Source organism: Polyangiaceae bacterium, assembly GCA_016715885.1.
GTDB lineage: Bacteria > Myxococcota_A > Polyangia > Polyangiales > Polyangiaceae > Polyangium.
In genome coordinates this window covers 928,813-942,704 of record JADJXL010000015.1, presented here as the reverse complement: position 1 = coordinate 942,704, position 13,892 = coordinate 928,813, and the positions used below count along the sequence as shown (strand labels likewise).

Annotated in this window: 10 protein-coding genes; 7 read left to right on the top strand and 3 right to left on the bottom strand. The window is 58.7% G+C overall.

Features of this window, described 5'->3' with window-relative positions; genetic code table 11:
* Positions 1-3 precede the first annotated feature (3 nt).
* Together IPM54_17380 and IPM54_17375 are read right to left on the bottom strand one after the other, a co-directional pair.
* Positions 4-2,130 carry a hypothetical protein gene (locus tag IPM54_17380; protein ID MBK9261564.1) on the bottom strand — a complete coding sequence of 709 codons (2,127 nt, stop codon included), beginning with the start codon at positions 2,128-2,130 and terminating at the stop codon, positions 4-6.
* A gap of 59 nt (positions 2,131-2,189) precedes the next feature.
* A complete protein-coding gene (locus IPM54_17375) occupies positions 2,190-2,684 on the bottom strand; it encodes a peptidyl-prolyl cis-trans isomerase (protein ID MBK9261563.1) in 495 nt (164 codons plus the stop codon).
* Between the two features lie 79 nt (positions 2,685-2,763).
* On the opposite strand from IPM54_17375, the gene IPM54_17370 reads away from it, so the two are divergent.
* Positions 2,764-3,651 carry a radical SAM protein gene (locus IPM54_17370; protein ID MBK9261562.1) on the top strand — a complete coding sequence of 296 codons (888 nt, stop codon included), beginning with the start codon at positions 2,764-2,766 and terminating at the stop codon, positions 3,649-3,651.
* Between the two features lie 22 nt (positions 3,652-3,673).
* Here the strand turns inward: IPM54_17370 and IPM54_17365 are convergent, their stop codons facing one another.
* Positions 3,674-3,979 carry a (2Fe-2S)-binding protein gene (locus IPM54_17365; protein ID MBK9261561.1) on the bottom strand — a complete coding sequence of 102 codons (306 nt, stop codon included), beginning with the start codon at positions 3,977-3,979 and terminating at the stop codon, positions 3,674-3,676.
* Between the two features lie 618 nt (positions 3,980-4,597).
* On the opposite strand from IPM54_17365, the gene IPM54_17360 reads away from it, so the two are divergent.
* From IPM54_17360 to IPM54_17335, 6 genes are all read left to right on the top strand, one after another.
* Complete coding sequence (locus tag IPM54_17360) at positions 4,598-10,315, top strand: VCBS repeat-containing protein (GenBank protein ID MBK9261560.1); 5,718 nt, start codon at positions 4,598-4,600, stop codon at positions 10,313-10,315.
* On the top strand, positions 10,293-11,123 hold the full coding sequence (locus tag IPM54_17355) for a hypothetical protein (protein MBK9261559.1): 831 nt from the start codon (positions 10,293-10,295) through the stop codon (positions 11,121-11,123). Before IPM54_17360 ends, IPM54_17355 begins: the two co-directional genes overlap by 23 nt.
* Positions 11,124-11,590: 467 nt before the next feature.
* Positions 11,591-12,100: a hypothetical protein gene (locus tag IPM54_17350; GenBank protein MBK9261558.1), complete on the top strand. Its 510-nt coding sequence runs from the start codon at positions 11,591-11,593 to the stop codon at positions 12,098-12,100.
* 176 nt (positions 12,101-12,276) lie between these two features.
* Positions 12,277-13,185, top strand: a complete 909-nt coding sequence (locus tag IPM54_17345; protein ID MBK9261557.1) for a hypothetical protein — start codon at positions 12,277-12,279, stop codon at positions 13,183-13,185.
* 2 nt (positions 13,186-13,187) lie between these two features.
* On the top strand, positions 13,188-13,457 hold the full coding sequence (locus IPM54_17340; protein MBK9261556.1) for a hypothetical protein: 270 nt from the start codon (positions 13,188-13,190) through the stop codon (positions 13,455-13,457).
* A gap of 78 nt (positions 13,458-13,535) precedes the next feature.
* Complete coding sequence (locus IPM54_17335) at positions 13,536-13,871, top strand: hypothetical protein (GenBank protein MBK9261555.1); 336 nt, start codon at positions 13,536-13,538, stop codon at positions 13,869-13,871.
* Positions 13,872-13,892: the final 21 nt, after the last annotated feature.

Genomic DNA, 13,892 nt, shown 5'->3' with positions numbered 1-13,892 from the left:
ACGTCAGGGTGAAGGGTTGTGGCAAGCGCTGCCCTCGATGAGAAGCACGCGAAACGATAAATCGCCGAGCGGTACGGATTCGCCTTGGCCAAGACCAAAGACTTCGCCCGTCATTGCATCGACATATTGGCCCGTCGGTACGGCCCCGAGCGGCACGGGCACTGCAGTATTCTTACGCGCGAAAAGTACGACGACAGGATCGCCATCGCCTGCATCGCGCATGTATGCATAAACATCGGGACCCACGACGATGGGCACTCGTTCGCCCTTTCGTAACGCCGCGGAACAGCGTCGCAACTTGCCGATTTTTGCCACGAGCGCCCGCACGTCGGCTTGCTCTTTCGTAATGGCTGACGGATCGGGCATGACGCGACGCGAATCGGGATCACCCGCGCCCGCCAGCGCAAGCTCGTCCCCATGATAAAGCACGGGCAAACCGGGCAGCGTGAGAATGAACGTCAGAGCCATTTTCGTTCGCGCATACGGAGCTGATTCCGTAGGCTGAACGGGCGGATCATACCAAGGATCATTTCCCGCATTGCCGACCGCTTCGGAAATGAACCTCGACGTATCGTGGTTATCGATCATGCGCCCGAGAATGGCTCCGGAACCGGCGAGCGCGGCGTCATTTTGCACGAGCGTCTCTTCGAGCGCGGAAAAACCCTGACGATCGGCCGCAAAAACGTCACGAATGGCCCACATGAGCGGAAAGTCGAATGCCGACGACAAACCATGCGGGCCCATGAAATACCGAATGGATTCGATACCTTCCGAGCCCGCGCCCGTAAACACCTCGCCGAGCGCAAATGTCGCGTCTTCGCCGGCCACCTCACGACGAAGCGCATGCACGATGCGCCTCGTTGCAGCGCGCGGCATCATCGGTACGGCATCGATACGCACGCCGTCTGCATCGAATTCATTCATCCAAAAGACGGCATCGTCGATCTGCGCGCGCATGGCGCCGGAATGCTGAAATCGCACATCGGGCATGTACGGCGAGAACCAACACGTGCCGAGTTTTTCGCCCCAATCGCATCCCGGACTTCCGCACACGCAACCGTCCGGACCATCGTTGAACCACCCGGCATTACGATGCGACGAATATCGTTCATTGCGCTCGTACACGTGATTCGGCACAAGGTCGAAAATGATACGAATGCCATGTCGATGCGCCTCGGCCACCAATTCGCGGAGCGCCGCTTCTCCTCCCATACGCGGCTCGACCCCACGCGATTCGAGCGGCCAGTAGCCGTGATACGATTCATAGAGGCGCCCATCTCGACCTTCGCGAATTTCGATTGGATTCGTATATACAGGCGAAATCCATATCGCGCTGACGCCCAGCTCGTCGAACGTACCTTTTTCGATCTCCGCCCTCACTCCATCGAGCGTTCCACCTGCCCGAGAACCGGGCGTGGGCGGCGGGGCGAGCGTCGCTCCTCCATCGCCCCGAAAACGATCAATCATCAAATGATACAAAATGCCTTCATTCCATGACTCTTGCGCAGGCTCGACCCAAGCGACAGCTCGGGCCGGTTTGGCTTTCGCGGCGTTTTCGTCTTCAGCGATGAGCGTGAATGAATGCTTCCCTTTGGACAAACCACTTGCCACGACGGTGAACGTACCGTCACTCGCCGATGCACGTTGCGGAGCGATTTCGACTCCATTCACTTCGGCGCGAAGCGACTGCGAATCCAAGGGAGGACCATCTGGACGAGCGAGAAATACGCCGTCAATGGTCACTCGATCGCCTTGCACGTCGACATTGTCGATGCGTAATGCCGGCACGGAGCAATCTTCGGCGATGGCGAGCGATACTTCTTCGTCGCCGTGAAATGTCGTGAGCGGATTGAGCGGATCGCGATCGCGTTTTCCGCCTCGAATCAGCCGATAGCCATATTCGCCGGGCTCGAGGTCCAGTGGACGGAGAAACCAGCCATCGTCACGTTGTTCGAGCGGCTCGGATTCGGCCCAGCCGTTCCAACTGCCCTCGACGCGAATGTCGGTCGTGCCGCCCGGCTCGGCCCATACGACAGTCGCGCAATCGCGGCGCGGCGGCTCGGCGCCTCCGCAACCCAAGACGGCCCCTAGCGCGCAAACCCAGCCATGAAGAATGCGGAATCTCTGCATGACCGTCGATCGAGCATTAGCACAGCCCAGGCGCACGCGTCATGCGTAACGATTTGGTTTCACTCGGTTCGTTGAATGATGTGAAAGCCGTAGGGGGTTTCGACGATGTCGCTGAGGGCGCGTACTTCGAGCTGAAACGCCGCGTCGGCAAACGCCTTGACCATCGCGCCTCGTTCAAAAACACCAAGATCCCCAGCTCGCTGGGCAGCTCCGGGTTCGTCCGAGCACTCAGCAACGACGGCTTCCCACGCCGCTCCCGAACGTAATGCCGCGAGGCACTCTTCGGCGCGCGCGCGCGCTTCGTCGCGCGTGCGCGTGACGCTTTCGGGCTTCTGCATCGACTTTTGATGCATCACCAAAATGTGGCGCGCTCCAACACGCGTGGGCATTTTCGCCAAGCGTTCGCGTTCGCGCTCTTCGGCTTCTTCGCGTTCCGCAGCCCGGATGGGTCCGATCGTGTCCAGACCTCCGCCAACCCACGCAGGGCCCGTCGCCAAGGTCGTGCATGACGAACAGGCAATGGACAGGAGAATCGCGATCGGCGTCTTGGCCATGCGGCGGAACGTGGACCAACGCCCCGTAGAGCGCAAGTAAAACGCGAGCACGAGCGCTGGCACGAAGTACGATGGGCCCATGGCGCTGCTCGACGTGGTGCTCGGTTACGACTGCAACTTGGCGTGTACGTACTGCACGATCACGCAGGAGATGCGACTGCGAGCGCTGCCGACGGAGCGCGTGGCGCGAGAGATCGATCGGGCTGCGTCACGAGGCTTTCGCGAGGTTGCGTTCACGGGAGGTGAACCGACGATCCGAAACGATCTGCCGACGCTCGTGAAGTACGCGAAAAAGCGCGGTTTCGTCGATGTGAAGGTGGCGTCGAACGGACTGCGTTACGCGCACATGCCGTACCTCGAGATGCTGGCCAATGCGGGCGTGAATCAGTTTCACGTGTCGATGCATGCGTTCACGGACGACGCGTACGAAGCGACGGTGCAACGCATGGAAACAGCGGCGCTCAGGAGGCAAGCGATCGCGAATTTGGTCGAGCGAAACCTGAATCCTGTCGCAGACTTGATCCTGAAAGAGGACACGTACCGCGACGTGCGTGCGTGGGTGCTCGCGCTGGCCGAACAAGGCGTGAAGCAGTTTCGTTTGTGGCTCGTGTCGCTCACGGACGGCAACGCGAAAAATACGCATCAACTGCCGCGTTTGCCGCTCGTCGCGGAGAAGGTTCGCGAAGCGCTCGACGTTGCGCGAACCAGCGGTCTCGATGTGCGATCGCTCCACATCCCGCGATGTTTTCTGTCGGGATACGAAGAGCACGTGCATCATCCGGGCGCGGATCTCGTGACAGTGGTGACGCCGGACGATGTGTTCGACTTGAAAGATTCGCGCCTCTCGGGCGGCGTAAAACCGTCCGGATGTAGCGGCTGCAAGTTCTACGATGTTTGTCCTGGCCTACGAGCCGACTACATCGCCCTGCACGGAGGCGACGAGCCTCGCGCCGTCCGGGTCGCTTGATCCGCCGAAACATCAACGATTTTCAGCGTTTGCCGTGCTGACCGTCGTCATGCGGTCCGCCGCCGCAGAGGTCGAGCTCGTCGAGGCCTGCGAGCACGGAGAGCTCGACGGGATGGTACGGAGGACGCGGCGTGATGGGTTTGTCCACGTCGCCTCCGCGTTCGCGCACGAGGCGTGCGCAGAGGGCGAGACACCACTTGCCTTGGCAGAATCCGGTGCCGAAGCCGGTGTAACGCTTGACGGATTCGATGTCGCGGTAGCCACGATCCATGGCTGCCTCGAGCTCGTGAAGCGTGACGTCTTCGCACCGACAGACGAGGGTTTTCATGGCCGGGTCTCGAGGGCATCGTAGCGCCTTCGAGGCATCGTCCACAGGTGCCTGGCACCTTTCGAGAGGCTGAGGTATAGGGGGCGCATGCCGCAACGACCGCTCGTCCGTGCCAAGCAAAAAGTCCGTCAAACCCGCCGTCTCGCGCAGTGGCGTGCGAAGAAGGAAGCGCAACAAGCGCAAAATCCCGAACCGCGCCCGATGAAGCCGGCATCCTGAAGCCGCTTCATCGCCGCACTCCCCAACATCCCAAAGTTCTCGCTCTCCCCTCGAACTCCTTCGTTGCTTCGAGCCGATCACGTCGGCGACGAAGTCGCACGTTTCCTTGCACGTTTGCGTTTTCCGTTTCTCCACGGCGCGAATCGCCGGAGAAAGCCGCACGCGTTCATTTTGCTTGCCACCCGTGTGCAGTTGTGCATGCGCGTGAGATGAGGCGGAGAAGCTACGTGGGAAACTGATTGGCTTTGATGCTTGGTGCACCAAGGAATGTGCAGCCTTGACACCGACGTCCGTGGATCTGCTTGCATTTGGCGGTGCACGTGATTCGGCGGGGTTTCAACAGGTACGGATGGTCGGTTTCACCTTGACCACAGTGCACGCATCCGATGCCATCGCACCATGGCACCCTCCCTTCCGGCTTCTCGTGCTCGACTTCACAGCGTCGTTCCGTTTCTGCTCTTTTTGCTTTCGACATTGAGCGGAATTACGCGCGCCCACGGTGGCGGCCATAACGGAGAGCCAAAGGAGGGCGAGCCGCCTCCTCCCGGTGATTCGCCCTCGCCGCCGGGTCAATCGGTGTGCCCTACATCAGGCGCGCAATTCCCACCGGATTTGATTCAAACGAATGAACCGGCCAATGCGGGCGCGATCGAAGGCGTGTTCAGTGTCAATGCCGCGGGCGATCCCCGATATGAAATTCCGCTCGTTCCGGTGCCGGGACGGGCGGGCATGGCGCCGCAAATCTCATTGGTATGCGATGGCGCGGGAGACGGGCCGCAAGGAGTCGGTTGTTCGCTCCAGGGTTTTTCTCGTATTACCCGATGCCCCAAGAATCGAGCGCAGGATGGAGTGATTGCGCCGATCGCTTATGACGATACGGATGCGTATTGCATGGACGGCCGTCGATTGGTGCTCGTAGGAAAGGGCGGCGGGTTTGACGAATACCGTACGATTCCAGATTCCTTCAGCAAAGTGCAGGCATTCTTCCCGTCGGGTTGGGATTCATCGCTGGGCCCCAAGAGCTTCCGCGTGTTCACGAAAGATGGCGTCACCGTCGATTATGGGTCGACGGAGGACAGCCGGGCGCTCGCAAAGAATGGCGCATACCGCGCATGGTGGGTGGCGAGAACGACGGATCGAAGTGACAATTTCATAGAATACGCGTATTCCAACACGAAGAATACGACGGAGGATCCTGCGCAGCCATATACGAATGAATTGCTTCCCGTGCGCATATCGTACACCGGCCATGCAAATCTGCCCGCCACTCGAAGTGTCGATTTCCAGTACAACTTGCGACCACCTGCGGCCATTCGGACGACGTTTGCTGGCGGCATGGAGCTTCGCGATTCCAAACTGCTCACCGCGATTGAGATGCGCGGGCCTGGTAATGCACTCGTGCGACGGTATGCACTCGGCTATGGAGTCAGCGCGACGACCGGACGCTCGCAAATGGTTCAGGTATCCGAATGCGCCGACGTCGGAGGTCCGTGCAAGCCGCCGACGCGGCTCACGTGGAATGCGCCCCCTACAGGATTCGAGCAAGTCGCAACGGACCTGCCGATTCCGCAGTACGAGGGAGCGTCGGTCATTACCACCGACTTCGATGGGAATGCGATCGATGATATCGTGATGATCGACGGCGAACCATCTGGCGTCCCGGTGTCGCGCTTCTATACAGCGACGAACCGCGGTGCTACCGAAGGTTTTTTTGGGCATACCTATACAGCGGCGTACTTCCTGGATTTCAATCTGATAATCGACCGGCCTGTATATCGCGAACGCGCTACGCCCATTGACTTCGATCATGACGGTCGCCAGGACTTGTTCTTGCACGACGTCAATGGCACCTCGACGAACTGGCAAGTGCTGCGCACACTTCCGAATGACAATTTCGAGAAGATCAATACGGGGATCACGCGACCATTTCCTGGCGGACAGACCGCTCCCACTGGCCTGAAAGGTCCGGAAGCTTCGGCGCATCTGCTCGACATGGATGGCGATGGAATGGCAGATATCGTCACCTGTACGAAAGGAGCCGTCTTCTATGATTGGACGTACCGGGCATGGACGGAGACGGGGTTTTCTTCGACAACCGAAGCAATTCCGGTGCTGGGCATTCAACCCTGCGATTCGGAAGCATACACTGTTGACGTGGATGGCGACGGCAAAGCTGAATTGCTCGTGCGTGAAATGGTCCTATCCAACGGGACTCCACAGCCCCAAAATAACTATTCTGCAATTTCGCGACGTGATGCTGGCGATTATGTGTTCACCCTACAAAATATCGATGGGGTGCCAGCAGGTGGCGGCATGTTTTTTCTTGATGCAAATGGCGATGGTTTGTCCGATGCCGTGCAGACTGGTTACAGCGATCATCAATTGTGGGTTTTCATCAATACCGGTCGAGGGTTTCGCACGCGAGTCAACGCGATACCAGGCAATGTCTTTTCGGCCGACGAATTTGCACATTTGGCAACGGCGATCGACTTCGACAATGACGGGCGTCAAGACCTACTCTTGCCGATGAAGGAGGGCAGCACATCCTGGGTCATTCTTCGATCGAATGGCAACGGAACGTTTTCGCCCGTTCCCGCGGGCATTCCTTTCGACACACTATTTACGCAGGAGGGCGTGTCGCTCGCGCATCCTTTGGCACCGCGCGTATTCGAGGCCGATGGAGATGGAGCCAATGATGTCTTGCTCCCCATCGGAAACACGTTTCACGTGTTTCGTAACCGCGCAAAATTCGCCGATTCGCTTGCAACCATTACGGATGGAATGGCGCCCTACGACCCGAGCCACCCAGCATTTCGCCCGCAAGTGGCAATCGAATACGGTACGCTTGCGCAGTCCAATGCATACGACAAAGGCGAGGATTGCGAATATCCGATTCGATGCGTGGCAGGCTCGCGGCGCGTCGTCAAGGCGTACGAAAGGGACATGGGCGGCGCAGAGGCACGGCGATTCGAGCTGTTCTATCGAGACGCACGATATCATCGTTTGGGTCGAGGGCTCCTGGGATTTGCCGAGCGTGTCGTGCTGGATGTCGACAAAAATGCCGGACGGCTCGAGCTCTACGACAACACGACCTATGACTCGGTTTTCAATAGTTTTCCATTTGCTGGGCAACCATCGGAAGTGATTTCGTGGACGCCAACGCTCGATAATGACGATCTGGTGTTCGAGCTGTCGTTTCAGACGACGACGCTCCAAGTTGCTCCCACGAACAACGGCACTTCGTACTTCACATTGCCCGTGTCTACGCGCATCCGTCGCGAGCAAGGTCGAATCAACGAGGTCGTATGGGCAGTTGGTTACAAGGGAAGCCACGAGGGATACGCGCGGGATGCGTATTACGGCGCCACCGATACGACGCGTTTGTCCGACGCGATTCGCACGGTGCTGGACTTTGACCATTTTGGCAATGTCCTCGAGGAGAAAACGCTCTTCGGGCGCGAATTCACCTTGTTCGGCGGGAGCCTGGATTCACAAGCCGACCTCATCGACAAGTTGACGCGGACCTTCAAGAACAATCCCGCCAAGTGGCAGATTGGGCTGCTCAAGACCGATGAACAATGCAGTACGGCGAGCGGCGCGGGAGGCACCACGTGTCGGCTTGCGGAACACGTCCACGATGCCCTCGCGCGGCTCAAATCATCGACAACGAGTACACCAGGCGATGCGGATACTTGGGTGCGCGTAGCATTCGAACGTGATTCATATGGAAATATCACGAAAACCACAGCGCAAGATGCGTTCGAGGGTAAGCGCATAGCCTGCACGGCGTATGAGCCCGAAGGGGTATTTCCATATTCACAAAGAAACCCTGAAGGTCACATAACCTTTACGAAGTTTCATCCCGGCTTTGGCGCGCCTCTCGCGGGTATCGACCCGAATGGCCGGGTCACACAATGGGCCTATGACGAGTATGGTCGTGTCACGCTGGAGAAACGGCCCGATGGCACGGAAACGGCGACGATCGTGACGCGGACGCAAGACGGCGGACCGCAACAAGACCAATATGTCGTCCGTATATCCACGAGCACACCCGGGTGGGCGCAAGACTTGGTCGAGCTCGATCGCCTTGGGCGCCCCATTCGGCAATGGTCGCGCGGAACCACCATCGACGGGGTCCTCGGCCCCCGAATGCTCCAGGAGACCGAATACGACGATCGCGGCGAATTCGTCAAGCGCACGCTCGTGCCAATATGGGAATCTACGCTGCTCGCCGAGCGCAAGTACCACGCATTCGAGCGCGATAACCTTGGGCGCGTGACCAAGCACGTTTCCCCGTGGGCCACGGCGACCGAAACGCATTACGAGGGCACGAAGGTCCGTGTCGTTTCGCCGGGCGCGGGGATGACCACCACCGAAATCGATGGCCTGGGACGCCCCATAGAAGTCGAGGACGCCCTTGGCGGCATCACCTCGTACACGTACGGTCCATTCGGCTATGTACGAACCGTAACGGACCCCGGTGGTGCCGTAACGACGACATTACGCGATGCTGCGGGCCGCGTACGCACATTGACCGACCCCGACCGTGGCACGACCATCACACATTACAGCGGGTTTGGCGAGGCACGTTCGACGCTCGACGCGCTCGGCCGGCCGACGCAGTTTTTCTATGATCGCCTTGGCCGCATGGTACAGCGTTTCGACGTCGATGGTGAAACGCGTTGGACGTACGATACTGCCGCCAATGGGATTGGAGCGATTGCTGCTGTGCTGAGCCCGACCGGCGTCAATCGACGCTGGAGCTACGACACAGCGGGGCGAACCGTTGCGACGGAGCTAAACACGGGTAGCGAAACCTTTACGATCGGATTCGACTACGATCCACAGAGCCGGCTGTCAACGATCACCTACCCACCGGCCGATGGCGTGCCATTCGTGGTGGAAAACCATTATGACGACGCCGCGCACCTGGTTCGCGTGAATGAGGTAGACCCAACGGACGACTTGTGGACGCTCGCCGCCGTCAGCCGCAATGGCTTCATTTCCGGCGAGCGCTTCGGAAACAATGCGGTAAGTACAATCCGCGCGTATGACGAAGCGCGTGGTCGCGTCTCGACGATTTTCACCACGGGACAAGCGGTGATGCAAAGCTTGTCCTTCACCTACGACAGCCAGCAGAACCTCGAAACGCGCACCGACCATTTACAAATGCCTCTCGGCAGGGTCGAAACGTTTCAATACGATGCGCTGCAGCGGCTCCGCTGCGCGTGGTTCGATGGCCAGACGCCTTGTGCTCGTGAATGGAAGTACGCGCCGAATGGCAATTTCACATCCACCACCGCCGCGGGCACGTACACCTACGACCCCCTGCGCCCGCACATCGTCGACAATACGAACCTCGGATCCTATTTCCACGATGCGGTCGGCAATCAAACCAGCCGGCCGGATGCTACGGTCGAATACCGGGCATTCGATTTGCCCAAGCAAATCAATTGGCAAAACAGCGACGTGACGACGTTCGATTACGACGGCAATCGGAGGCGCATTCGCAAAACGTCGGGCGTCGTGGAATCCATCTTCATGGACGATCTCTATGAACGCGTCACGAATTTCCAAACAAGCGTCGTCGAGCACCGGTATCACGTGCGGTCGAGTGAGCGGACGGTCGCGGTCGTGACACGGTCTACAGGAGGAAAGAAAACGCAGTTTTTGCATACCGATCACTTGGGATCGATCGACGTCGTTTCGAACGAGAATGGCGGCGTGGACGAGCGGCGCAGTTACGATCCATTCGGTGCGCGGAGAAATCCTGAATGGGGCAAGCCCCCGGGCACGTTGGCGGCCGGTACGACGTTTGGTTTTACCGGGCACTTGGGGGACGAGGAGCTGGGGCTCGTCTACATGCGCGGGCGCGTGTACGATCCGAACCTGGGACGCTTTTTGACGGCGGATCCGTTCATTGCGAATCCGCTTTCAGGGCAGAACTGGAATCGGTATGCATATGTCGCAAACAACCCGCTGAAGTATACGGATCCGAGTGGGTTTACGGGGGAAGACCCCGCGGCTCCACCAGGGTTGCTCGATAACAATGGAAACCCTGTTGCAGGCGGCGGGTCCCTCGAGGTATGGGTCTTTGGGAAAAGCAGAAACGCCTGAACAGGCCGCCGAATTGGGCGCGTTGCGCGATCCGGGCGATTTGACTACGACGGGCGACCGACCAGCATTTCAGCCCGATGCGCCACCGAACGGGTCCGAGGAAGATACATCCGACGGGCTAGACATCATGCTCGACGTGCTCGGCGGGGCGTCGGGTGCATACGCGAACGATGTCATCGATTACGCGAAGGGCATGGTCATTTTCGCGACGTTCCCGCCAGGATACTTCATGTGGCAGGGGTACAACTTCTGGGGTGGCCTCGCCAATGGCGCAGTTCAAGGATATGAACAGGACGGCGTATTCGGCGCGCTGGCGGGAGCAGTCAACACGCTGAATCCGCTTGCGCTCGTCGGAATATCGCTCGCCGCAACGGTTGACTCGGCGGAGAAAGGCGACTATGCGAAGGCGGGTGAACATGGGTATCAGGCGGCGAAGGTTCTTGCAGGGATTGCGCTCGGGGCGATTGGGGCGGGGATCAAGTTGGGGTCTGCGAAGTCACCCGCGGGCCCGATTCGAAGCTCGAACTGGCACCCACGCGATATTAAGAATCCGGCATGTGCAACTGGATGTGAGCGGGCTGCTACACAAATCCAGAAACACATCGGTGGCGACATCAAACGAATTACCCCAATCTCGGGTGCACCGACACTTGGCGGATATCGAGGGCAGAATTGGGGATGGTCGCATCATGAAGTCGTTGTCAAGGGAGGCCGTGTGTATGATGCCTTTACCGGCGGCAAGGGTGCATCAATCGCGGAATACAAAGCGCTATGGGAGTACTCCGGCCACATCAACTTCGGGTTCTAGCCAATGAAAAACTTCCGTGCAGTATTCGAGGATATCCGGTCACGCACTGGAATGTACATCGCGGAGCCAACATATCAAGCCGTCTGCGCGCTCGTACTGGGCTATGATTTAGCGTGCGACGGTGGCGTGCTCACGGGATTCCGTGAGTGGCTGATCACGCGACTTCGTTTCGGGAACAATCTAACTTGGTCAACCCTAGTGCTTCACGCGGCCTTCCCAAATACGTCAACGCCGCACGAAATGGTGCGAAGCAATCCCATTAATGAGAAACATGCAATCGACGTGCTGTTCCGGCTCATCGTTGAGTTTGACGAGATCCGGGCGACACCCGACGGTGTGAGAAGAATATACTTCGAGTACGAGCGGTGGCTGAGAACGCAAGACTGGTACCGACCCGGCTCGCCAAGCTGGATGGATTGATCCATTGAACGACAAGGCGCAATCGATGGCGTCGGTATGAGGTGCAAATGAACTCCGAAAGGACAGGAGGGGCTTTCCTCCTTCAGGAACAGGAGCCCAAGAGACTGGTCGGAATTTTCGTCTCAACGACAACCGACCAATTTCCTGGCTGGATTTGGGGCGCATTTGGGGACCAAGATCCTCGTTGCAAGCATGGGCCCGTAACCGAAATAGCAGTCAGTCGTGATGTCGCCCTTCATTTGGCTGGCCTCCTGCAGGTGCTCGTTGCTCAAAATATGTGGCTGCGAGGTGAATCCAATGGCTGGGAATTCGTCGGCGGCACGCCGGTCACGTTTTCGGTTAGAATCGAAAACGGCACCAAAGGAATGGTGCTATTGTCATGGGAGACTGGAGGAGACGGTATCGCGTGGAATGAGAAAGAAGGCGAGGTCGAGTGGGGTCTCAGAGAGGACCGTGCGCTCGGACTAAGTCATGCGCTCATTTTTGCGCTAGCTCGCACGGCTGCGGGTATCGGTGTTCCATCTATCGAATCATCGTCCGCTTTCTCCTCGGCATAATCCGGCGAAGACGATCCGCGCGTATGACGAAGCGCGTGGTCGCGTCTCGACGATTTTCACCACGGGACAAGCGGTGATGCAAAGCTTGTCCTTCACCAACGACAGCCAGCAGAACCTCGAAACGCGCACCGGATCCGAGTGGGTTTACGGGGGAGGACCCCGCGGCTCCACCAGGGTTGCTCGATAACAATGGAAACCCTGTTGCAGGCGGCGGGTCCCTCGAGGTATGGGTCTTTGGGAAAAAGCGAGAAACGCCTGAACAGGCCGCCGAATTGGGCGCGTTGCGCGATCCGGGCGATTTGACGACGACGGGCGACCGACCAGCATTTCAACCCGATGCGCCGGCGAACGGCTCGGAGGAGGATACATCCGACGGGCTGGACATCATGCTCGACGTGCTCGGCGGGGCGTCGGGTGCATACGCGAACGATGTCATCGATTACGCGAAAGGCGCGGTCATTTTCGCGACGTTCCCGCCGGGATACTTCATGTGGCAGGGGTACAACTTCTGGGGTGGCCTCGCCAATGGCGCAGTTCAGGGATATGAACAGGACGGCGTATTCGGCGCGCTGGCGGGAGCGGTCAACACGCTGAATCCGCTTGCCCTCGTCGGAATTTCGCTCGCGGCAACGGTTGACTCGGCGGAGAAAGGCGACTATGCGAAGGCCGGTGAACACGGGTATCAGGCGGCGAAGGTTCTTGCAGGGATTGCGCTGGGGGCGATCAGCGGTGGAATCAAGCTTGGCGGAGGGAAAGGGCGAATACCGGATGGAGCCGTTGTTTGTCGTGGCGGTACCTGCACTGCCGAGCGATTTGCCAACGGTAGCGGTGTTACTCTTGATAAAGCTGGCCGGCTACAGGGAGTTTCGGTCAACACCGCGACCACTGTACAAGAGGCGAGCAGCAACATTCCAAACGGACAGCTTGGCGTTACAACTGCGGGCCAGATTCGCGCTGCAGGTGGCGAGGTTGTGGCAAGTCCGACCCCACGGAATCCCTATCATGCGACAATGTCCGGAATTACGCCACAACAGGCTGAGCAATTGTTTACACCGACCATTCTCAACCCCAGTCGAGGACGGTAACCATGCCTTGGGATCATCTCACAGAAGCAGACATAGCTCGGATACAGCAACTCTGTGACGCTGCGACGCCTGGCCCCTGGAAGGCCTACGTTGAAGATCGGGACCACGAGTCAGGCTCGAGCTTCATTCAAACAGGCGGTGCCGACATCGAGCTGAGCGGTGCATCGATAGCCGACTACGATTTCATCGCAAACGCTCGTCAGGACGTCCCGCGGCTCGTGCGCGAAGTGCGCTACCTTCGAGATGCGCTCGCTAAAGCAATGGGCCAATAGTCACCAGCTGAGCAAAGGTGTACCATAGCGGTCATCATCACGGATAATTGCAGCTAAGCTGCCTTTCGAGAGGTTTTGATGGGCGCGTTCAATACAGTCCGTGGGCAGGCCATCTGCCCAAAGTGCGACAAACCTGTAGAGGTTGTGGGGCAGTTCAAGTACGGCAATGTCAGGCAAGTCGAGTACCAACTTGGCGACGTGCTGCAATGGGGTGGCAACCAAACTGGTTCTCCAGGCATCAGCCATGTGGTTGTGGATGCCGTTGCAGAGACGACGTGTCCGATTTGCGGATACTCGGACGAATGGGACCTCTATGTTCATATAAGGCGCGACCAGTTGATTGGCCTAGAGACGGCGACGGGCGAGCATGATTTTGCCAAAGCAGGAAACACCTTCATCGTCTTGAAGCCGTGAGACGGCTACTGCTCGAACAAG

Coding starts and splice junctions, on each gene's coding strand:
- IPM54_17380 (MBK9261564.1), bottom strand. CDS start 2,130: ATGCAGAGATTCCGCATTCTTCATGGCTGGGTTTGCGCGCTAGGGGCC.
- IPM54_17375 (MBK9261563.1), bottom strand. CDS start 2,684: ATGGCCAAGACGCCGATCGCGATTCTCCTGTCCATTGCCTGTTCGTCA.
- IPM54_17370 (MBK9261562.1), top strand. CDS start 2,764: ATGGCGCTGCTCGACGTGGTGCTCGGTTACGACTGCAACTTGGCGTGT.
- IPM54_17365 (MBK9261561.1), bottom strand. CDS start 3,979: ATGAAAACCCTCGTCTGTCGGTGCGAAGACGTCACGCTTCACGAGCTC.
- IPM54_17360 (MBK9261560.1), top strand. CDS start 4,598: ATGGCACCCTCCCTTCCGGCTTCTCGTGCTCGACTTCACAGCGTCGTT.
- IPM54_17350 (MBK9261558.1), top strand. CDS start 11,591: ATGAACTCCGAAAGGACAGGAGGGGCTTTCCTCCTTCAGGAACAGGAG.
- IPM54_17340 (MBK9261556.1), top strand. CDS start 13,188: ATGCCTTGGGATCATCTCACAGAAGCAGACATAGCTCGGATACAGCAA.
- IPM54_17335 (MBK9261555.1), top strand. CDS start 13,536: ATGGGCGCGTTCAATACAGTCCGTGGGCAGGCCATCTGCCCAAAGTGC.